Annotated in this window: 18 protein-coding genes; 8 read left to right on the top strand and 10 right to left on the bottom strand. The window is 51.8% G+C overall.

The features are described from left to right. Positions 1 to 463: 463 nt before the first annotated feature. Together MHI45_RS32405 and MHI45_RS32400 are read right to left on the bottom strand one after the other, a co-directional pair. Positions 464 to 1,174, bottom strand: coding sequence for an SAM-dependent methyltransferase (locus MHI45_RS32405; protein ID WP_076112150.1), 711 nt, complete (start codon positions 1,172 to 1,174; stop codon positions 464 to 466). A gap of 72 nt (positions 1,175 to 1,246) precedes the next feature. Then, positions 1,247 to 2,131 (bottom strand): LysR family transcriptional regulator, encoded by an 885-nt coding sequence (locus MHI45_RS32400; protein ID WP_076112151.1) that lies wholly within the window; start codon positions 2,129 to 2,131, stop codon positions 1,247 to 1,249. A 127-nt stretch (positions 2,132 to 2,258) separates the two neighbouring features. Between MHI45_RS32400 and MHI45_RS32395 the strand changes: the two genes are divergently transcribed. Continuing rightward, positions 2,259 to 2,999 carry an SDR family NAD(P)-dependent oxidoreductase gene (locus MHI45_RS32395; RefSeq protein ID WP_076112153.1) on the top strand — a complete coding sequence of 247 codons (741 nt, stop codon included), beginning with the start codon at positions 2,259 to 2,261 and terminating at the stop codon, positions 2,997 to 2,999. Positions 3,000 to 3,149: 150 nt separating this feature from the next. Here MHI45_RS32395 and MHI45_RS32390 read toward each other — a convergent pair whose 3' ends face one another. Both MHI45_RS32390 and MHI45_RS32385 read right to left on the bottom strand, forming a co-directional pair. Beyond that, on the bottom strand, positions 3,150 to 6,506 hold the full coding sequence (locus MHI45_RS32390) for a X2-like carbohydrate binding domain-containing protein (protein ID WP_439823176.1): 3,357 nt from the start codon (positions 6,504 to 6,506) through the stop codon (positions 3,150 to 3,152). A 214-nt stretch (positions 6,507 to 6,720) separates the two neighbouring features. Next, positions 6,721 to 7,971 carry a purple acid phosphatase family protein gene (locus tag MHI45_RS32385; RefSeq protein ID WP_076112157.1) on the bottom strand — a complete coding sequence of 417 codons (1,251 nt, stop codon included), beginning with the start codon at positions 7,969 to 7,971 and terminating at the stop codon, positions 6,721 to 6,723. Positions 7,972 to 8,249: 278 nt separating this feature from the next. Here MHI45_RS32385 and MHI45_RS32380 point away from each other — a divergent pair, with 278 nt between their 5' ends. The 3 genes from MHI45_RS32380 (at position 8,250) to MHI45_RS32370 (ending at position 11,695) form a co-directional block, all read left to right on the top strand. Next, positions 8,250 to 8,963, top strand: a complete 714-nt coding sequence (locus MHI45_RS32380) for a polyphosphate polymerase domain-containing protein (protein WP_076112159.1) — start codon at positions 8,250 to 8,252, stop codon at positions 8,961 to 8,963. 95 nt (positions 8,964 to 9,058) lie between these two features. Continuing rightward, positions 9,059 to 9,718: a DUF4956 domain-containing protein gene (locus MHI45_RS32375; RefSeq protein ID WP_076112186.1), complete on the top strand. Its 660-nt coding sequence runs from the start codon at positions 9,059 to 9,061 to the stop codon at positions 9,716 to 9,718. A gap of 54 nt (positions 9,719 to 9,772) precedes the next feature. Continuing rightward, positions 9,773 to 11,695, top strand: a complete 1,923-nt coding sequence (locus tag MHI45_RS32370) for a CotH kinase family protein (RefSeq protein ID WP_076112161.1) — start codon at positions 9,773 to 9,775, stop codon at positions 11,693 to 11,695. 715 nt (positions 11,696 to 12,410) lie between these two features. Here the strand turns inward: MHI45_RS32370 and MHI45_RS32365 are convergent. From MHI45_RS32365 to MHI45_RS32350, 4 genes are all read right to left on the bottom strand, one after another. Beyond that, positions 12,411 to 13,061 (bottom strand): YcnI family copper-binding membrane protein, encoded by a 651-nt coding sequence (locus MHI45_RS32365; protein WP_076112163.1) that lies wholly within the window; start codon positions 13,059 to 13,061, stop codon positions 12,411 to 12,413. A gap of 62 nt (positions 13,062 to 13,123) precedes the next feature. Beyond that, complete coding sequence (locus tag MHI45_RS32360; RefSeq protein WP_076112164.1) at positions 13,124 to 13,795, bottom strand: response regulator; 672 nt, start codon at positions 13,793 to 13,795, stop codon at positions 13,124 to 13,126. Continuing rightward, positions 13,792 to 13,917 (bottom strand): hypothetical protein, encoded by a 126-nt coding sequence (locus tag MHI45_RS32355; RefSeq protein ID WP_341118602.1) that lies wholly within the window; start codon positions 13,915 to 13,917, stop codon positions 13,792 to 13,794. Before MHI45_RS32355 ends, MHI45_RS32360 begins: the two co-directional genes overlap by 4 nt. Then, positions 13,914 to 14,588, bottom strand: a complete 675-nt coding sequence (locus MHI45_RS32350; RefSeq protein WP_341118601.1) for a sensor histidine kinase — start codon at positions 14,586 to 14,588, stop codon at positions 13,914 to 13,916. Before MHI45_RS32350 ends, MHI45_RS32355 begins: the two co-directional genes overlap by 4 nt. A 271-nt stretch (positions 14,589 to 14,859) precedes the next feature. Here MHI45_RS32350 and MHI45_RS32345 point away from each other — a divergent pair, with 271 nt between their 5' ends. The 4 genes from MHI45_RS32345 (at position 14,860) to MHI45_RS32330 (ending at position 18,189) form a co-directional block, all read left to right on the top strand. Then, entirely contained in the window at positions 14,860 to 15,555 is a 696-nt protein-coding gene (locus MHI45_RS32345; RefSeq protein ID WP_076112167.1) for a response regulator transcription factor, read from the top strand. Continuing rightward, positions 15,548 to 16,636 carry a sensor histidine kinase gene (locus tag MHI45_RS32340; protein ID WP_076112169.1) on the top strand — a complete coding sequence of 363 codons (1,089 nt, stop codon included), beginning with the start codon at positions 15,548 to 15,550 and terminating at the stop codon, positions 16,634 to 16,636. Before MHI45_RS32345 ends, MHI45_RS32340 begins: the two co-directional genes overlap by 8 nt. Before the next feature lie 150 nt (positions 16,637 to 16,786). Next, entirely contained in the window at positions 16,787 to 17,653 is an 867-nt protein-coding gene (locus tag MHI45_RS32335; RefSeq protein ID WP_076112170.1) for a M15 family metallopeptidase, read from the top strand. A 38-nt stretch (positions 17,654 to 17,691) separates the two neighbouring features. Further along, a complete protein-coding gene (locus MHI45_RS32330) occupies positions 17,692 to 18,189 on the top strand; it encodes a VanZ family protein (protein ID WP_076112172.1) in 498 nt (165 codons plus the stop codon). A gap of 40 nt (positions 18,190 to 18,229) precedes the next feature. Here MHI45_RS32330 and MHI45_RS32325 read toward each other — a convergent pair whose 3' ends face one another. Both MHI45_RS32325 and cysK read right to left on the bottom strand, forming a co-directional pair. Beyond that, positions 18,230 to 19,225, bottom strand: coding sequence for a hypothetical protein (locus MHI45_RS32325; protein ID WP_076112174.1), 996 nt, complete (start codon positions 19,223 to 19,225; stop codon positions 18,230 to 18,232). Between the two features lie 23 nt (positions 19,226 to 19,248). Beyond that, positions 19,249 to 20,169, bottom strand: a complete 921-nt coding sequence (cysK, locus tag MHI45_RS32320) for a cysteine synthase A (protein ID WP_076112175.1) — start codon at positions 20,167 to 20,169, stop codon at positions 19,249 to 19,251. Between the last annotated feature and the right edge of the window lie 190 nt (positions 20,170 to 20,359).

Below are 20,359 nucleotides of genomic sequence, written 5' to 3'. Positions count from 1 at the left end.
GATTTAACGGTCAGGATAGGCAAATACACTGCCGCCTCGGACGATTTCTACCCGGCTGAGAACAAAGGATAGGATAAGGAGTCTGAGAAGAACATGGGTATAGTGCTTACAACATAAACCTCTATTGTTGATGAACAATCAATGATAGAGGTTTATGTGTGTTATGCGGACCACCCTTGCTTCATTTTGATGCCTATCCTCATTAACGGGAAATACTGCAGCTAATATAATCCTTATTTCAAGAAATGAACAACTAACGGAAATCCCGCCCTCTAATTTTATGTTACAAAGGATCATTGGGGTTTATCTCCATGTTAGCGGTAACAATTACCTATATTATGCCAAAAAAGGGTTTTCAGCTCAAATTAGCGGGTACTTTTTACCGCAATAGCGCAACAGCTGATATGAAATTTAGCCTCACAGCAATGCAGGCGGTTCTATAGGGTGCTTTTTTAGTTGCGTTCTATGCAGACTGCATTCCTCTGGTCCTCGTCAGCCGCAGCATGGTGTTTGCGCCTTTTTGGAATTCATAAGAGACTTTAAGCTCTTCTGTATTCCAGCCCTGAGTGTGAATATATTCTATTAAACGGTCCATTTCTTCATATCTGCGGCCGGATAGATCGATCAGAGGGAAGATGCGGATTTCTTCACTTGTCACACGCATCAGCTCCTGCAGACTCTGGAGATGAAAATCATAGTCCAGACGGTCACTATACATGAATAGAAAATGCGCGGATAATGTAAGCTCAAAACTTAGATCGGCAAAAGGCAGCTGCGGGAGCACCGCCGAAATATAACGCTCCTCATTCTGTTGTCTGTCCAAAGTGCTGGCTGTTAACGCTTCGGTTCTTGCCTGCTTCAGCTCTTCGATGGATTTAAACTCATTCCACAGGAAATTCTGCTGCACCTTCCCAAGCTGCAGCATAGCGTGCTGAATATCCTTGATTCCCTTCTCCATCAGGACTTCCGCAGAATGGCAGTAGGCAATATCAGCGGCGATGGCTTCAGCGCCGAGCTGATTCGCCGCAGCCGTGAAAGAACAAACACCCGCAGGACAATCGAGTATTCTCCGCCCGGCCAGCTCCTCACGCTGCAAATTGAACATCCGCAAATATTCCTCGAAGGTCCGCCCAATCACAACAATCCGCTGCAAATCCAGTTTCGCTCCACTCATCTGATCTCATCTCACCTTTCCTCTTCTCGTCTCGTCCCGTCTCATCTTGTCTTGTCTTGTCTTGTTGCAAAGTTAGCGTAACGACAGCTCCCGTTTCAGAAATTGATACAATCTCAAGCTGGCCGACCGGAGCGGATAGTCAGCCACTCTGCAGGCGATTCCGCAGGCCATGTCTACAGCTCCTCCTGCCAGCTGCCGCACTGCCGTTCCCGCCGGTACGGGCGCAAGCGTAGACTCAGGGACAAACGCAAGACCTAAACCAGCCTCTACGTAGAATTTCAACGCTGTCATGCTGCCAACTTCCATGGTATTCAGCGGCGGTCCGGCGAATTCCTGCAGTACGCTCTCCAATTTTTTGCGGTAGGGGCAATTGACGGCCGTAATTAGCAGCCGATGTCCGCGAAGATGATCTGGAGTCACCTCCGGCAGGTCAGCCAGCGGATGATCCTCCGGCATTAACAGCACGAATTTCTCCGTGAACAGAGGCTCAAAGTGCAGCTCCTTTCCCAGCTCCGGTGCTGAACATAACACCATGTCGAGTTCCCCGCGGAGCAGCCGCTCGGTGAGCACCGGTGTTCCGGCGATATCTACCGAGATTTCAATCTTGGGGTAAAGGCTCATGAATTGCTGCAAAAGACGAGGCAGCCGATAGCTGGCAGTAGGATCGGTTGCACCCAGACGGACATTCCCCGCCTCGCCAGATTTCATTTCCGCGAGACTGCTCTGCAACCGTTCCATGTCCTTCACAATGAGCAGGCTCTGTTCATGGAATAGCCGCCCGGCTTCCGTTAAGCTAATCCCCTTGCCGCGCTCGAGCAACTGTACCCCCAGCTGTGATTCCAGCTTTTGTATTTGCATTGTAATCGTCGACTGGGCATAATTCAGCTCCTCCGCCGCGCGGTTAAAGCTTCCTGTGCTTACGATCGTCTGGAAGGTAATCAGCGTCTTGAAATCCATTTCCATTCCTCCATCACGATTCAATATTAATGAATCCTCACTTCAATTAGTTCAATTATACAAAACCAAGTATGCTCTATAAAATAGTCTGTATCAACCCAAAAAGAAATTCAAGGAGTGAATGCAGATGGAGCTTACAAACAAAGTGGCGCTCGTAACAGGCGGGGGTACCGGCATAGGCAGAGCCACAAGCCTTGAGCTGGCACGGCTCGGGGCGGTGATCGCTGTTAATTATTCCCGTTCGGAACAGGAAGCGTTGGAAACTGTTCAACAGATCATTGATCAAGGCGGACAGGCCATCGCGGTACAGGCCGATGTTTCACGGGACGTCGAAGTCCGGGCGATGGTTGAACAAATCGCAGCAACATTTGGCCGTGTGGATGTGCTCATCAATAATGCCAGCATTACAAAGCACATCCCTCTGGAGAATCTCGATGCAGCTACGGAAGAAGTCTGGGATCAATTATTGGATGTCAACGTCAAAGGAATGTTCTTTTGCGCCCGGGCAGTGGCTCCTTATATGAAGCAAAGCAAGCAGGGAGCCATTGTCAACCTCGGCAGCATTGCCGGAAATACAGGCTCTGGCTCCTCTCTTCCTTATGCGGTGTCCAAAGCCGCCGTACATGGACTTACCAAGTCACTGGCCCGCGCGCTTTCACCGGAGATCCGGGTCAATGCTGTGGCTCCGGGAGCCGTCGCGACGAGATGGTGGACCGGCCGGGAAGCGCAGATGCTGCGCCTGGCTCCCAATCTTCTGCTGCAGCAGATCGCCACAGCGGAAGATATCGCCCGGTTCATCTGCTCGGTTGTTGTGCAGGAGGCCCTAACCGGACAGATCATTACCGTCGACAGCGGACAGACTTTATAACAGCAGGCACAGCAAAAACGCCCAACAGCCTCATCTTCCCAATTCACAAAGGAAGATGAGGCTGTTGGTTCAAGAAAATTCATGGCTTCTTGCAGCTCATTGTATAATGGATAATCCTGTTATGCCGATCCGGGTTGCGGCCGGATCAGATCAGGAAGGTTCATTCCCCCATACCAGGCTGCCGGAGAGATAGGCCGGAACACCAGCCCAATCCGCATAACCCGTACCTGACGCATTAAAGGAATAATCTCCAGTCTGGGTATAATTGCTCCAATCCGCCTTGGATGCCCGCATCTGGATATCCAGGCCCTCCCCTGCTGCCAGGGAACCCGCTGCGCTTGTGAAACCCAGCTCCACATAATAATCCGCCCCGGTTATGGCTGCCGGGAGTTTCACAAAGGTGCCGGTAACATTCGCACTGCCGGCCTGTGACCAATCGCAGAAGAAGCTTTGCGGCTGCTCGCCGTCAATCGTGTAATAATATCTGATCTTCACATCCGCCAGCGAAACGGCGCTGGTGCCCGTATTCAGCAGTTTGATCCGCGGATTCAAGACATTCGCCGAAGCCGCTGTGCTGCCGTTATACATTTGGACCTTAAGACCACCGGTCACAACCACAGAAGTATCCACTACGGCAACCGCCAGCGGCTGCGCCGCTCCGGCGCTGAAATTGAAGCTCAGCGTTGTTGTACCCACCGGCTGTGCGGCCAAATAATCTTTCTTGATCGTGACTGCTGTGCCGCTAACGGTATAATCCGTTCCGGCAGTCAACGTTGCCGCTCCGTTCTTGATCGTGCTCAACGTGTTCCCGTTCAGCGTCAGTGTTACGGCCACATCCGCCTGATTCGCCGTCTTCTTGTCGAAGCCGGCCGTGACCGGCGTAATCGCCGAATTGCTCGCTGCCGTCGTATCCACTACGGCAACCGCCAGCGACTGCGCCGCTCCGGCGCTGAAATTAAAGGTCAGCGTCGTTGTGCCCACCGGCTGCGCGGCCAGATACCCTTTCTTGATCGTGACTGCTGTGCCGCTAACGGTATAATCCGTTCCAGCAGTCAATGTTGCCGCTCCGTTCTTGATCGTGCTTAACATGTTCCCGTTCAGCGTCAGCGTTACAGCCACATCCGCCTGATTCCCCGTCTTCTTATCGAAGCCGGCCGTGACCGGCGTAATGGTGGATCCGGGGGCCGGAGGATTCACCGGCTCAGCATAGAGTGTGCCCCGGCCGTTTGTTCCGAGATATACCCGGCCGTATATCCGCGGATCACCGGTTATGGCCATGTTGATTTTCGCATACTGATGGGCGTCATCATTGATCCGTACCCAAGATGCGCCAACATCATCGGAGCGGAAGACCCCTCTGACGCCATCGATTTGAGCAACCGTATATAGTGACATATAGTTCTGGCCCGGTGCGGCCTTACCATAACCGATCAGATCCGCTTCCTCGACATTAGACAGCTTGGTGAAGCTGGTTCCCGAATTCACAGAATGCCATAAACCGTATTTGTTCTCGACTGTATTGCCTCCGGCCAGCCAGATATCGCCTTCAATGCCCGGCACTGCCTTCAAGCTGATCTGCGCCTGGTTCGGCTGCAGGCCGTCTACATTATTAGTCGGGAAACCTGCTGCCGGCGTAGCGGTAAAGGTAGCTCCGCCGTCTACACTGACATAGAATATTCCTGCATAGAACGCATAGAACTTGTTCGCGTTTACGCGGTCTGAAGCGATTTTGGCTCCGGCCGGTACCCCGCTGCTTGCCGTCCAGGAGTTGCCCGACGATTTGCTGTAGTAGACACCGATATCGGAGGTGCTCCACAGGATGGCATTGCCGCTGGCAGATACGGCGACCTGGCCTTGTCCTGCCGTTGTTTTGGTTCCATTCGACGGTTCGGCATTCGGCATATACCAATTAGAGCCGCCGTCATTCGAAATCCCAAGCGATTTCATGCTCGGCGTCTTTTCCTTATCGGCTCCGCCAACACGCACAACGAACGCCGGACTGAGCTCCGCATAATCAATACTTGTCGTTGTCGCCCAGGAAGGGCTCGTTTGGAACTTGACCGGCGCCTGGGTCACATCTTCATACCGGAAGCCTGAGACATCTCCAAGCGCCGTGATCAGATGCGCACTTCCCGACGGCGGGCTGATCAGTCCGAGCACAGCAGTCTCCTCTACGCCCTTGGCCATGACCAAAATATTGACCTTACCGCCTGTATCCCAAGCAGTCAGGTTATTCGAGCCGTAGATTGTAGCTCCTGTTCCGTACATCATCCGGTTGGAGTTGAACGGATCAATCTCCAGGTCTCCCATCATCCAGCCCAGCTTTGGTGAAGGATCAAGTGAAGTGGAGGTGGTTCCATGATCCAGCCAAGGTGCTGCGGTAATGTTCATTGCGAATTTATAGGTCCGTTCCGGATAGTTGCCCCAATCCCAGATCCGGCTCCAAGTCGCTCCGCCGTTCGTACTGCGGAAAATAACCTCATCCGGCCACCAGGCATTCAGACTGGAGACCATCACCGTATTCGGATTCTGGGCATCGACAGCAAGTCCTCCGAAGCCGTACCAATTATCCGTTCCGGTCGTCGGGCTGATATTCGTCCAGGAACCGCTGGTTTTATTAAATTTCCAGACTTCACCTTTGCTGCCGTCATAGGGCCCTACGCCATTACTGTACGTAATGTACAGATCCCCGGTTGAGGAAAGCACGCCATGATGCGGCAGAAAACCAGTGGGCTGTCCGGGAAGCGCGGACCAGGTAACGCCGCCGTCGGTGCTGCGGTACACGCTGCTTGCCGTATCCGCTACGCCGACATAAATCGTTCCCGTAGCACTGCCGGGTGTGCCTGTGCTTTTGTCAAAAGTAATCCAGGATAATCCGACGAGGTCATTGCCATAATCGAGCGTCGGGTTCTGAATATAAGTGCCTACGTTAGGAAAAGAGCTTACTTTGGACCAGGTTACTCCCGAGTCCGTACTTTTCCACAACCCGTTGCCGCTGCGTGCCCCGAAGAACAGAATGCTGTTCTTATTGGGGTCGATAACCAGACGCTCACCGGCTGAACGGCCGGGCATATTGCCCCCAACCTTGAACGGCAGCGCAGTCGTCTGCCACGTATTGCCCCGGTCGCTGGAACGCATAATCTGCCCGTTGTCATCCCAATGGTTCGTGTAGGTGCCGGTTGCCATGTATACTTTGTCCGGATCGACAGGGTCTGTAGCCAGCGCATCCACCCCGTTCTTGTTCCAGTCGACCCAGCCCACGGCATCACTGATGGAAATCCAGCTGCCAGTGGCCTGATTCCAGCGGTAGGCGCCCCCGATGTCGGTACGCGCATAGATCAGATTCGGTTCAGTTTGGTTAAAAATAATGCCCGGCACAAACCCTCCGCCCGCACCGGTGACGACACTTTTCCAGTTGTAAGCTTCACTTGCAGCAGCATGGGCAGCCGCCGGAAAGGCGGTAAACAAAGAGCTAGACATCGCAGCCAGCAGGACAATTAATCCCATTCTTCGGATACGGTTACGAATCACGAACCACGCCTCCTATGATTGCTTTACTTTGTTAACGCTTTCATTATAGAGTGTAAGCAGGATTCATAGTGAGGGAAAATGGTTCAAACTTGGAGAATTCCGTCTTCTGTTATCGTACCATTTTCACACTAATTATTACATTTATAGTAAAAAAACTCTCCTGAAGGAATGTCAGAAGAGTCTTACTATCTTAGTGCTCCAGCAGAAACTCGTCGAGTTTGTTTCCGTCCACATCATAGGCCTGAAAGGTCAATGTATTTCCGCTGACCGTAATTCCGGCGTACATCTGCTTATTGTTCTGGAAATGAACCTGATGATAGTACTGATCCTCTTTCTTCTCGTTGAATTTTGCGCCGGAGGCGTTGGTCACTACGTACACCGTTCCTCCTCCAGTACTGGCAGAATTCCCGCCCTCCGGGACCACTTTTCCGGCAAGCAGCGGATACGATCTGGAATATTCATGATTATGTCCCTGGAGCACCAGATCAACCCCATACTTGTCAAATATCTCTGTCCAGTCCTCCAGCTTCTTATACATGTTCCCGCCATATGCCGGACGGTGCAGCGCTACGATTTTCCACGGTTTATCTGTAAGGGCCAGATCCTTCTTCAGCCACTTGGCCTGGCTTTTCAGGTGGCTCTCCGTATTCAGCACCGTCACATGCACAGGTCCATAATCAAAAGAATATGAGGTTCCGGCAATGGCTTCCGGGTCGCCGTTATCCGGAAGGTTGAAATGCGAAGTAAAGCTTGCTGCCTTCCCGTCGACCTCATCATGGTTGCCGGTGACAGGCATCAGTGGAATGCCCGGCACCCACCCCTGCACATTGCCGAAAAAGTCATCCCATGCACCTGAATCCTCCGGCTCTTCCGTCAAATCCCCGTTATGTACGATAAACTTTGCCGCCGGGAAGGTCTGGAACGCCTTGTCCAGCGTATTGCCCCATAATTTGAAATCTGCCGCCGTCTCCCCTTGCGAATCGGTTACATTGATAAAGGTTACGCTGTCGCTGTCCGCTTCCGCCGTGGTGAACGTAGCTGCTGTGCTCCATTCTCCTTCTTTCCCGCTGCCTGCCCTGTAGGTATACAGCGTTCCCGGCTCAAGCCCGGTCACTACAGCTTTATGTACGCCTCTTTTGCCATCATCTGTTTTGATCACGCTGTCTATGGCCTGCACCTTGAGAACATTCCCTGCTGTAAATGCGGCACTTTTTCCTTTTACAACCTCAAGCCGTCCCTCCGCGCCCGGAGCTCCGGTAAACCAGGTGAACGCACGGCTGGTCTCCGCATCTTCCTTAAAGGTAGTGACCAGATCATACGGAGCAGTGCTTTCCCCAGGTCGGGCAGTCCGCTCCGATTTAAGCCATTCCAGGCCAAGGGCCAGCAAGACCAATACAACTACGATGATTACAACAATAATCAACACTTTAAAATCCTTCATGCCCATCCCTCCCTCATCGCTTGCTTTCCAATAAACAACAGTCCGGATTCTAGCCTTCTGTCTATAAAAGATAGCCTCCCTCATAGACAGAAGTCAAATAACCCTCCCTAAAACCTCACATAACGGCGTCATTTGTTAACGCAATGTAAAAACTTTCAGCTAACGTTCAGGCAGATTTAAGAAAATCATAAGGTCCGTCACTTAATATGGGTTCAGCAGCAAGATTTAGGCGCAGCGGTGACCAAAGCCAAACTTTTGAGAGAGAAATGGGGTGTGAGATGAATAAGAAGCTGCAATTCCGGCATGAATTGAAATTTTTCATTAACTATCATCAATACCTTATTTTGCGGCAGCGGCTGCAGAGCTTGATAGATACCGATCAGAACGCCAATGACAGCGGGGAGTACCATATCCGCAGCCTGTATTTTGATGATATTAACAATTCGGCCCTTTCGGACAAGCTGGGCGGACTTAGAGAACGCGCCAAATACCGGATCCGCATCTATAACGTACAGGACAATGTCATACACTTTGAGAAAAAAATCAAAATGGACGACTACATCGCTAAGATCAAGGAACCGCTGACCCGCGAAATGTATGATCAGATTATGGCCGGCAATTACGAGGTGCTGAACGTTCCGCAAAGTCCTTTGTTTATGGAGCTCTACAACCAGATGCGCCACAATTTGCTGCGTCCCAAAGTAATTGTCGATTATGTCCGCGAACCTTACGTCTGCCATAACGGCAATGTACGGATCACTTTTGACAAGGAGCTGCGTACGGGACTGCATGAGACGGACATTTTTGATAAAGAGCTTCAGCCGGTCCGGGCGCTTGATGAGAACTTTATTATTTTCGAGGTCAAATTTGATGAATACATACCGGAGTACATCAAAATTGCGCTGCAGCTAAACGGCTTAAACCGGCAATCCGCTTCGAAATACGTCATTTGCCGCAAATTTCTAAAAACCAATACTTGGGAGGATTATTAATGAGCATTTTATCCACACTGGGGGCAGCCACGGCCACGCAGACTATAGCTGCAACCGCAGGGCAAGAAAACGATACGGCCACAACTTTTTCCGATATGATTAAAAATTCGGTCGTAGACAACTTCGTTTCCGATATCAGCATCTCCAAAATCCTGATCACGCTCGGCGTCGCTTTTCTGATCGGATTCTTCATCTACCTGCTCTACAAACGTGTGTTCAGCGGCGTATTATACTCCAAAAGCTTCAACGTGTCCCTGATGGGCATGACTATGATCACCGCAACTGTCATTATCGCCATCAACTCCAACCTTGTGCTCTCGCTCGGTATGGTCGGCGCTTTGTCCATCGTCCGTTTCAGAACGCCGATCAAAGATCCAACGGATCTGATTTTCCTGTTCTGGGCAGCCGTTGCAGGGATCGTTACCGGTGCGGGCTTCTTCACGCTGGCAATTATCGGCTCGATCATTATCGGTCTGATTCTCTTCCTCTTCATTAAACACTCTTCAGTCGAAACTCCGTATCTGCTGGTGCTTAACTGTGAAGGCGATGACAGCGAACGCGAGGTGCACAGCCATCTGAACAAAGCCGTAAAACGTTACAACATCAAGCAAAAAACCGTAACCGCAGGCAATATCGAGCTTACGCTTGAGCTGCGTCTGGACGACAAGGAAGGCGGCTTTGTAAACACCGTCTCCGATATTACAGGTGTCAAAAACGCCTTGCTGATCAGCTATAGCGGCGACTATGTATCTTAAGTCCCGGCCTTATGGAAGCAACAGAATATTCAATGAGGAAAGGCGGTGCTAAAGATGAAGGCACGCGGTAAGCTGACCCTGCTGATTCTTTGTTGCCTGCTGCTGGTTATCGCTATGGCGGGTTGTCAGATTGCAAATCCTTCTGCGGACAATAACAGTATTACGGATACGCAGGAAAAAGCGGTATCAAGCGAGGAACAAAGTCTGGATACGGAGGTGTTCCCGAAGGACAAGGTTGTTGATGTTAAAATCACACTGGACCCGGATGATTTCCAGGATATGCTGGACAATGCCAGCGCCGAGGAATACAAGACAGCCTCCGTGGAATATAACGGGATCAAAATGGACAATGTGGCCGTGCGCACCAAAGGCAACTTAAGCCTGCGTAGCGTTGTGCAGATGGCGGACTCCGACCGTTACAGCTTCAAGATTTCTTTTGACGAGTATGTGAACCAGAATTTATTCGGCATTACCAAAATCAACCTCAACAACAATTACAGCGATGCCTCCTATATGCGGGAGTTTCTGACCTATGAGCTGGCGGAGAGCATCGGTCTTCCGACACCGAAATACTCCTTCGTCAACGTCTACGTCAACGATGAACTGAAGGGTTTCTATCTCGCGGTGGAACAGATCGGCGGCGCCTATCTGGAGCGCAACTTCGGCAATTCCTATGGTGCGTTATATAAAGGCGTAATGACCGGCCAAGGCAGTGATTTGACCTGGCTAGGCGACGATGCTTCACTCTACACGGGACTTGAAATGAAGTCCGAGAAATCAAACGATGACATTGTGGTCGACATGCTGGATGAACTGAACAACGGCACCGACTATGAGAAGTATATCGATATCGACGATGCTTTGGGGTATATTGCGCTGAATGCCGTAACCGGCAATATGGACAGCTACCTTGGAGGAAACAAGCAGAATTATTACCTCTATGAAGATGAGGGAATCTTCTCGATCCTGCCTTGGGATTATAATATGGCTTTTGGCGGGATGGGCGGCTCGGATGTGCTGATTGACGAACCGACCCAAGGCGCTCTTGCCGAACGCCCGCTGGTGGCCAAGTTGCTGGCGAACGAGGATTACAAGACGAAATATCATGAGATGATCCGCGAAATGCTGGATGGTTATCTGCAGAACGATACGTTCAAGGCGCGGATCCAGAAGCTGGACACCATGATCTCGAGCTACGTGAAGGCTGATCCATCCGCCTTCTACACGTTCGAGCAATACGAGAGTGGAATTACCTCTGTGGAGACCTTCATGTCAACCATGGCCAGTTCGGTCTCCCAGCAGCTGGACGGCACCCTTCCTTCCTCCGGTGACGGAACGGGAAGCGGCATGGGCGGTGGTCCAGGCGGCGGCTTTGGCGGCGCAGGCGGGCAGGCGCCACCGGGTGCGAATGGCGCTGGTGCAGCGGCACCCGGGCAAGGTGCCAACGGCGCGGCGGCGACCGGGCAAGGTGCCATCGGCGCGGCGGCTCCGGGGCAAGGTGCCAATGGCGCGGCGGCTCCCGGGCAAGGTGCCAACGGCGCAGCGGCTCCGGGCCAAGGTGCCAACGGCGCGGCGACATCCGGGCAAGACGCCAACGGCGCGGTTGCACCGGGGCAAGGCGCCAACGGCGCGGCGGCTCCGGGGCAAGACGCCAACGGCGCAGCGGCGACCGGGCAAGCTCCGGCAGACGGGCAGGCCGCGCAAGGCGGTGCGCCGGGTGCCATGGGCGGACCGGCGATGCCTCAAGGCGGCAACGGCCCTGGCGGTGATATGGCCGGCGGCTTCGGCGGTGGCGGTATGGGCGGCGGCTTTGGTGGTGGTGGCTTTGGCGGCGGCATGGGCGGCGGCGAGTTTGGCGGAGCTGGCGGTGCGCAGCAACAGGGCAGCACAGGCGAAGCCATTACAACCGGTGTGTCCATCGTTGTGCTTCTGCTTGCAGCTGCGTTCATCACTTTCTACAAACGCAAACGTCTATAAACTGTGCAAGCTGAACTTAAGTACTAGGTAATGTAAACCGGCGAATACCATAAAATAAGGTTAGTTGGGTTCACGGGAAAAGATTCTTACGTTCGCTTTGTATTTAACTGTATTTCATACAGCTCTAATCCAAGATATTGCGTCGAACCAAAGAATAATTGCACTGTGTGCACTTAAAATGAGGCTTTTGGAATAAACGGGTATTATTTGATATTTTTAATTGCACAAAATACAATTATTACTTAAACACCCCAAATATGGGCCATTTTTATTGCACAAAATACAGTTATTTCGGCAGGACGCGGCTCTGCAAACCTCTCAAACATGTGTCCGCGCAGCCTAGCAACTAAATACTGGTGGAAGGCAACTTCCAGGCAAGTGGAGCCTCAGACGGGTGATCGTCTGAGGCTCTTTTGTTTTTAGAATATGTTAGCTGCCGTATGCCGTACACTTCAGATCTTATCCTGAATATTCAGCTGCAAGGGCACAGAGTGATGCGAAACGTTCTTTGGAAGGCATGTACTCTCTGTTATTTCAGACGGATGATGACTCGTGCCAAATTATAGGATTTCTACCGGCTTTGTCATACACACCAAAAAGCTCCGCGCCCTTGACAGAGAGTGTCAATGCGCGGAGCTTCTTTGCAACAGCATATTCCTTTGGAATTTTGACAAAAGCTACGTTCCACCTGCATTCCGCAAATGTCTGTCTTTCCTTATTCCTTCCGCCCTCTTAACAAACTGACGGCAGCCAACAAGAAGGACAGCAATGATATCCCCAGAGCAATATAGACCAGCGGTGAGGTACCTGAGGATTTATCGAGGTCCTCCACAATGGCTTTGTGCTCATCCATGCTCATGGAGTCACCCGTGTCCGCCGATCCGTGGGAGTGACTGTCTCCGTTGCCGGAAGTCTGCACAATCGATGTTACGGAATGCGGGGATTCCGAGCCTTCTTCGCCGGACCACTGCACCAAACTGCCGTCAGCATAATGCTGGTAGGCATTCCAGGCAATATCGCCTGCGGCATCCGGGTTCTTGGCCGTGAAGTAGAAACGCTGAAATTGTCCGGCTTGAATGCCTTCGCCGGTTGCGGTCCAGCTGACTTTATTGCCTTCGATGGTTACATTCCATCCGGGCGTTGCCTCATATTGCTTGAACTCCGCCCCCTCAGGGATGCGCAGATCCACCTGAACAGTAGCGATATCCTTCTCCGACGGCACTTTCAGTGTATAGGTCTCCCATGCACCTGTACTGGATTCTGCCGGAGCAACGGTCACATGTGCGCTGGCCACAGCCGCGAACAGCATCAGTGCTGCCACGGAAGGTGCGGCTAAAGTCATCAGTTTACGAAGCATTTTATTCATATGTGTATATTTCCCCTCTTCTCAGTTTCTATGGTATCTGTCAGGTTCCCTCTTAATACCCGTTATCTCTGTGGTTTCCTCGGAAAATCCCGCTCCCGCGAGGCCAGTCCCTGCTCCAGAGCATACCGCGTCAGCTGCGTACGGTTCTGGAGCTGCAGCTTTTGCAGGATGTTTTTCAGATGATTTTTGACCGTATGCTCGGAAATCCCGAGTTCAGCCGCAATCTCCCTGTTGGTGGAACCGGAGGAGACACAGCCCAGTATTTCCTTCTCCCGCGCCGTTAATGCTTCCCGCTCTTCCTTGACCGAAGTAACGGCAAACTCCTTCAGAATCTGAAAAGCCAGCTCCCGGCTCAGCGGAACCTCCTCACTGACAATCGCCAGCAAATATTCGATCCAGGTCGAAGGCGCCAGATTCTTCAGCAGATATCCCTGCGCGCCCTGCTTCAGCGCCTCGAACAGATAGGAGATTTCATCCGACACGGTCACGATGACGATTTTGACATAAGGGTATTCCAGCTTGATCCGCCGTGTCGTCTCCAGTCCGTCCATCCCCGGCATCTCAATGTCAATCAGGATCAGATCCGGCATCCACTGTGCGGTCCAGACCATGGCCTCGGCTCCGCTCGCCACTGCTCCAATGACCTCAAAACGCTCATCCATCGCCAGAATCTCGCACATCGCCTCACGCGCATGAGCATGATCGTCTACAACCAGTACCCGGCAGCAGTTCATTCGGCGTCTCCCCCTTTCGTTATTTCAACTAGGGTCCCGGCGCTATCCGATCCCAGCGATAATCTCCAGCCCATCCGCTCTGCCCGTTCTCTCATAATCTGCAGGCCATAACTTCCACTCACTGCAAAAGGTCCTCATGCGGGATACCTGCACCGTCATCCGTGACAGCTACTTTCCAACGCTCCCGGCCGCCTTGCCCGGATATGGCTACTTTGCCCGCCCGTGTATGCTTGCGCACATTAATGATAGCCTCACGGATGCAGGACAGCAGCTCCGCCTTTTCAGCGGAAGTGAGTGCTTCGTCATCCAGACTCCAGTCCAGCGACACTTCTATCATCACCTCACCTGCCATCTGCGCCAGCTGCTCCTTAACGGACTGCTCCAGGGTGAAGTTCTGCGCAACGCTGACTTGAACCTTCAGGTTCGCAATGGCCTGGCGTACATAAGAATTAACCTCATGCACTGTTTTTTTGATCTGCTCAATGCTTTCCCCGCTCACCTCACCATTCCTGCGGTTCTGCTCCAGACGCTCAATCCGTACGGACAACAGAAACAGCGACTGCGCCATCCCGTCATGCAGCTCTTTGGCCAGACCCTCACGGGCTTCCATGGCCGTTTTGACCGCCCGTTCCTGCTCCAGCTCCCGCTGGTTCCGTTCCAATAACGAGAACAGCGGCAGCAACAGCACGAAGCTGAACAGGAATACAAGCACAGGCGTCAGATAATTCCCCATGTCCATAGAGATATAAGGCATCAGAAACTGGTGGCGCACAATCTCCCAAATGCCGACCATTACTGTCGGAAGCAGCAGAATAAGCAGCTTGATTCTCGTATACGTTGCTGTCCCCTCCCAAATCTTAATGTATAGAATAGCATTGCCAAGGTAGCGCCGGCATGACTCTTTCGGGCTATACCCTCTTTGAAATGTTACAAATATAAGTATTTAAAATATTAACATTACCGAAAATCGCCGCTCGCGAAAGCTAAACCGATAAGGTAAACTAGGAGCAAAGCGTTAATTGAAGTCCACATTACATGTTAACTTATACAGGAGCGAAAATGAAATGAAACGAATTACGATTCTAATCGCCGATGACGATGCCGAGATTGCCGGACTGGTTGCCTTGCACCTGGAAAAAGAGGGCTACCATCTGATCAAAGTATCTGACGGACGAGCCGCCGTGCAGGCGGTCCAGACCCACTCCATTGATTTGGCAATTCTGGATATTATGATGCCCGGCCTGGACGGGCATGAAGTCACCCGGCAGATCCGCGAGCAGCACCAGATGCCGATCATCTTCCTGAGTGCCAAAACCTCGGACCTGGACAAGATCACCGGCCTCGTAATCGGAGCCGATGACTATATGACCAAGCCGTTTAATCCCATGGAGCTGGTCGCCAGAGTGAACGCGCAGCTGCGCCGTTCCATGCAGCTGAGCCGGCCGGTCTCCGGCAGCAAGGCTGTGCTCGAAGCGGGCGGCTTGATTGTTGATCCTGACTGCCGCACCGTGACGTTATACGGGAACAGCATCGAGCTGACACCCAAAGAATTTGATATCCTATACCTTATGGCCAGCTACCCCAAGAAGGTCTTCAGTGCCGAGCAGCTTTTTCAGCAGGTGTGGGGTGAAGCCTATTTTGAGAGCGGGAACACAGTGATGGTGCATATCCGTACCCTGCGCAAAAAGCTTGGCGAAGATCAAAACAAAAATAAATGGATCAAAACCATTTGGGGAGTAGGTTATACATTCAATGGCTAAAATGATCCGCAGCTTCCGCTTTAAAATGATCTTGATGCTGATAATGAGCATGTTTTGTTCGGGTGTCCTTACCTTTGCGCTGTATAAAGTGCTTCAGCTTTATTACCAATCAGAGGTTAAGCTGGAGGACAAGCTGGCCCGGTTCCGGTATATGATCGGCAGCGTCGGCGATCTCAATTTCTTTCTGATCTTATTTATTCCGCTGGCCATCCTCTTTTTCTTCCTCTTTACCAAACCCTATGCCACCTATTTCCGGGAGATTTCCAAGCATATTCATCTGCTGGCAAACGGTGATTTCAAAAGCAGGCTCAATCTCTCATCGAATGACGAGTTCGACGATATTGCCGCAGACCTGAATCTGGCGAGTGAAATGCTGCAGAAAGCGGTGGAACGGGGGGATTTTGCCGAAAACAGCAAGGACAAGCTGGTCTTGAATTTGGCCCATGATCTGCGTACTCCGCTGACCTCTGTGCTGGGTTATCTGGATCTTGTGCTAAAGGAAGGTCAGCTCTCTGCAGATCAGATCAAACATTATACGACCATCGCCTATACCAAATCCCAGAGGCTTGAAAAGCTCATTGATGAGCTTTTTGAAATCACCAGAATGAACTACGGTATGCTTACCATCAACAAAGAGCTGCTTGATCTAAGCGAACTGCTGAGCCAATTAAATGAGGAATTATATCCTGTCTTTGAGAGCAATGGACTGACAGCACGCCTGAACACCCCTCCCCGGATCGAAATCGAGGGCGACGGTGAGCTGCTGGCACGCGTATTCGAGAATCTGCTGACCAATGCCGCCCGGTACGGCAAAGATGGCCAGTATGTGGATGTCAGCTGCAGTCCGCAGGCGGAGGATACCGTCATTCAGGTTATCAATTATGGCGGCAGCATCCCTGCAGAACAGCTGCCCCATCTATTCGACATGTTCTATACCGGAGACCGGGCCCGCAGCCACCAAGAAGGCGGAACTGGACTCGGCCTGTTCATTGCCAAAAATATCGTCGAACAGCATGGCGGCAGCATCTCTGTGCAAAGTGACATCATCCGCACCCTTTTTGAGGTTCGGCTGCCACGGTAGCTGTAATCTTTTCGTTACACGGATTTCAACATGCTTATTATCCGTTTCAGCATTGAATTAGTATAATTTAAGAAAAACTTTATTTTTACCCCACTTCTTTTTAAACGCTCTCTCTTATCCTTAAAGAATGAACACAAGGAGGAGACAGAAATGAAAAAAAAGAAGTGGGTTTTTTGGCTTGTCATCCTGATGCTGTTGGGCTATGAAGCGGTTCACAAGGAAGCGGAAATCACAGGAAATGATCTTACGGACAAGAGGTCCAAAGTGATCACAGCGGGTCCCGGACGAACTGACATTACAGTTATTTCCACAAAACAGATCTACAAGGGAAACCTGTTACTCGTCAACAAGAATTATCCAGTACATAAATCAGGAGTTACAAAGGACATCGTCAACCTGTTTGAGCATCAGGAACTGGTGCAAGGATACGGGCTGCTGGACAACACGATTATGCTGTCGCAAAACGTGGTGCAGCGCTTCTCAGAGATGATTGAAGCAGCTGCCACCGACGGCGTTTCGAATTTTCTGATCAGCAGCGGGTACCGGGATACGGAAGAACAAAAGCGGCTATATGAGGAAAAAGGCGCCGAATACGCGCTGCCGCCAGGCCACAGCGAGCATAATCTTGGCTTGTCGCTGGATATCGGATCTACACAGACGGCGATGAACAACGCACCAGAAGGCAAATGGCTGCAGAAGAATGCCTGGAAATACGGATTTATTTTACGTTACCCGAATGACAAGACGGCCATTACCGGCATTCAGTATGAACCCTGGCATTTCCGCTATGTCGGTTTGCCGCACAGCAGAATTATGCAGGACAACAATTTCACACTGGAAGAGTATCTCGAATTCATCAAGGAGCAGCAGACCTATTCGGCAACGGTGGATGGAGAGCCATACCAGGTTTCGTATCATTCCGTTACCGGCAATACACCGATCCCGGTACCGGCTGACCGCCGTTTTGAGCTGTCGGGCAACAATATGGACGGGGTTATTTTGACCGTGTTCCCCTGACAGGCATGGCAGTAATCAATAGAAAGTGAGGATAAGAAATGAAGCGTACACAAGCCAATAGAGAGATTGCAGTGCAGATCTTTTTCGCCTTGTATGTCTATGCGTTGTTTAAAATCATTTTATTTAAGTTCGGCTCCATAAATTTCATCTTTCTCTGGGATCAATTACAACACAGTCCGCACAACATCGACCGTGCGATGCAATGGGGCAATTTCATCCCGCTGGCCACCATATCGAACACACTCGATAACCTGACAAGTCACACACTGCTCAATCTGGGCGGAAATATCGCTTTATTCCTGCCGTATGGCATGTTCCTTATACTCCAGTCAAGCGGCCGGAGAATTTCATTATTGCATGTGTTAATTCGCTCCCTGGGTTTAAGTCTGATATTGGAATGTGCACAGGCTCTCCTCTCTATTGGTACCTTTGATGTCGACGATCTCATTCTGAATACCCTTGGAGGAGTAATCGGCTATAGTATGCTTCGACTGTTCGCGCACAAGAAAAAAGTCCAGCCCGCCACAGAATCATGACGGCTGGACTTTGTGTAACACAGATACGCATTTACAGCAGCTACAAAGGCGAGGTATAACGGCCGTACTGGATATCCAGCTCTTTGAAGGTATCCCCTTCCTGGGACAGGAAAAAGGAATTAATCCCCTCTGCGCCCCACCAATTCAGCCCGAGCAGCAGTCCGTCTGTAGTCTCGGCAGCAAATAACAACGAGAACATCTCCGGCAGGACCTCACCGCCGTCATCTACACGCCATACTGAATATTCATCCTCCTGAACAACGGCGGGATAATCCATGAACTTGAGCTTCCCGCCATCCTCTACAACAAGACTGAACAGCATGTTCTTGTTCTGTCTCACGAATTGCACCAGATACAGACCACGGTCCGGGGGCAAATCCGCCAGCTTCCAGGCGGCCTTGATTTCCCGCTGTTTAACCGCAGAAATGCTCTTTCGCAGAGGATCATCAGCGCTGAGCTGTCCGCGATCTGTTGCTGCCGGCTGAATTTCAAGCAGCGACTTGAGCTTAAACTCAGCGGAATCGGCCAAATAGTAGGTTTCATCCGGTTCTGCGCCGTCTTCATCTACCGTATAGACATACCCCCGCAGATTGGCAAAATTATTCGCCGACTCCCGGCCGTTACTGTTTTCGCTCCCAGCCTGCCATTTCTCGAACGTTAACGTGAGAATTTGGCCGTTATTGCCGACAGCCGTGTTCAGAGATTTCATCTGTTCCATCTCACTGTCATCTTCCCGGGTCATCAGGATATGCTTCCCTTCTGCATCGGCAAACCCGAACGTGGTATGCAGCCTGGCAGTTTCCATGTATTCCTTCGATGCTGAAGCCGAGGCCGGAGGGTTCGAAGTTGTTCCACCATCGGTTCCCTTGACCGGCGGTGCACTGGCTTCATCCGTAACCGCCGGAGACGGCGTTGCACTTGCTACTACGGCAGACGGCGAGGAAGTGGACGTTGTCCCTTCCTCTGTAGCCGCATTTTGCGCAGAACATCCTGTCAGCAGCACGCAAGTAATCACTATACCCCGGAAAAGCTTCATTCTACATTCCCTTCAGAGAAGTATTAGAATATCCCCATGCTCAGGTAACGCTCACCGGTATCCGGAGCGATGCAGAGAACACGTTTGCCGCTCCCCAGACGCCGCGCTTCCTGTAGCGCCGTCCACACTGCTGCTCCGCCGGAAGGGCCAATCAATATCCCCTCCGTACTGGCCAGCGCTCTCACTGTTTCCAGTGCATCCTCATCGGACACTTGGACGATTTCATCATATACACCCGTGTTCAGAATGGCGGGGACAAATCCCGGGCTGGTTCCGACCAGCTTATGCGGGCCGGGCTTGCCGCCCGAAAGCACCGGTGAGCCTTGCGGCTCCACCACAACGATCTTGATGCCGGGCAGCTCCCGGCGCAGCACCTCGCCGGTTCCGGTAATCGTGCCTCCGGTTCCGGAGGTGGCGACGAACACATCGAGCCTGCCGTCCATCTGGGCAACAATTTCCGGTGCCGTTGTCGTGCGGTGGATGTCCGGATTGGCTTTATTCTCAAACTGCTGGGGAATGAAGCTGTCCGCGATTTCTGCGCCAAGCTCCAGCGCCTTAGCAATTGCGCCCGGCATCCGCTCCGACGCCGGAGTCAGCACCACTTCAGCACCATATGCCTTCAGAATATTAATCCGTTCCTTTGTCATATTGTCCGGCATGACCAGTATGGCCTTATAGCCCTTCGCCGCTGCGTTCATCGCCAGCCCGATGCCGGTATTTCCGCTCGTCGGCTCGATAATGGTTCCGCCGGGCTTCAGCAAGCCGCCAAGCTCAGCCTGCCGGATCAGATTATACGCGGCCCGGTCTTTCACGCTGCCGCTGGGGTTGAACATTTCCAGCTTCACATACACTTCCGCATCATCCGGGCCGGTCAGGCGGTTCAACCGCAGGGCTGGCGTATCGCCGATCAGTTCCGTAATATTATTGACTACCAGGGGTGTCATAGTAAATCCTCCTAACAGTTTTGTGAGCGCTGCATCCATGAGTGTTCTTCGTATAAAACTGGCATCGGAAGCATGGGCTTTACTCCATATACTTTGTAACACCCATTGTAGGCTATGGCCCGGCACTTGTCGATTGCCGGGAATCCGGGCTGCTCATGCCGCTTCTTTATTCCGCGGCAAAAGGCCCTGT

The organism is Paenibacillus sp. FSL H3-0321 (assembly GCF_038002865.1).
Taxonomy (GTDB): domain Bacteria; phylum Bacillota; class Bacilli; order Paenibacillales; family Paenibacillaceae; genus Paenibacillus_AQ.
The sequence above is the reverse complement of the archived record's forward strand: the minus strand, read 5'-3'. Positions and strand labels throughout refer to the sequence as shown.

Excerpts from the sequence above, each read along its gene's own strand:
- MHI45_RS32365 (WP_076112163.1), bottom strand. The coding sequence starts at position 13,061 with ATGAATAAAATGCTTCGTAAACTGATGACTTTAGCCGCACCTTCCGTG.
- MHI45_RS32390 (WP_439823176.1), bottom strand. The coding sequence starts at position 6,506 with ATGGGATTAATTGTCCTGCTGGCTGCGATGTCTAGCTCTTTGTTTACC.
- MHI45_RS32340 (WP_076112169.1), top strand. The coding sequence starts at position 15,548 with ATGGCTAAAATGATCCGCAGCTTCCGCTTTAAAATGATCTTGATGCTG.
- MHI45_RS32330 (WP_076112172.1), top strand. The coding sequence starts at position 17,692 with ATGAAGCGTACACAAGCCAATAGAGAGATTGCAGTGCAGATCTTTTTC.
- MHI45_RS32395 (WP_076112153.1), top strand. The coding sequence starts at position 2,259 with ATGGAGCTTACAAACAAAGTGGCGCTCGTAACAGGCGGGGGTACCGGC.
- MHI45_RS32335 (WP_076112170.1), top strand. The coding sequence starts at position 16,787 with ATGAAAAAAAAGAAGTGGGTTTTTTGGCTTGTCATCCTGATGCTGTTG.
- MHI45_RS32405 (WP_076112150.1), bottom strand. The coding sequence starts at position 1,174 with ATGAGTGGAGCGAAACTGGATTTGCAGCGGATTGTTGTGATTGGGCGG.
- MHI45_RS32360 (WP_076112164.1), bottom strand. The coding sequence starts at position 13,795 with ATGAACTGCTGCCGGGTACTGGTTGTAGACGATCATGCTCATGCGCGT.
- MHI45_RS32325 (WP_076112174.1), bottom strand. The coding sequence starts at position 19,225 with ATGAAGCTTTTCCGGGGTATAGTGATTACTTGCGTGCTGCTGACAGGA.
- MHI45_RS32400 (WP_076112151.1), bottom strand. The coding sequence starts at position 2,131 with ATGGATTTCAAGACGCTGATTACCTTCCAGACGATCGTAAGCACAGGA.
- MHI45_RS32350 (WP_341118601.1), bottom strand. The coding sequence starts at position 14,588 with ATGGTCGGCATTTGGGAGATTGTGCGCCACCAGTTTCTGATGCCTTAT.
- cysK (WP_076112175.1), bottom strand. The coding sequence starts at position 20,169 with ATGACACCCCTGGTAGTCAATAATATTACGGAACTGATCGGCGATACG.
- MHI45_RS32385 (WP_076112157.1), bottom strand. The coding sequence starts at position 7,971 with ATGAAGGATTTTAAAGTGTTGATTATTGTTGTAATCATCGTAGTTGTA.
- MHI45_RS32345 (WP_076112167.1), top strand. The coding sequence starts at position 14,860 with ATGAAACGAATTACGATTCTAATCGCCGATGACGATGCCGAGATTGCC.
- MHI45_RS32375 (WP_076112186.1), top strand. The coding sequence starts at position 9,059 with ATGATTAAAAATTCGGTCGTAGACAACTTCGTTTCCGATATCAGCATC.
- MHI45_RS32370 (WP_076112161.1), top strand. The coding sequence starts at position 9,773 with ATGAAGGCACGCGGTAAGCTGACCCTGCTGATTCTTTGTTGCCTGCTG.
- MHI45_RS32380 (WP_076112159.1), top strand. The coding sequence starts at position 8,250 with ATGAATAAGAAGCTGCAATTCCGGCATGAATTGAAATTTTTCATTAAC.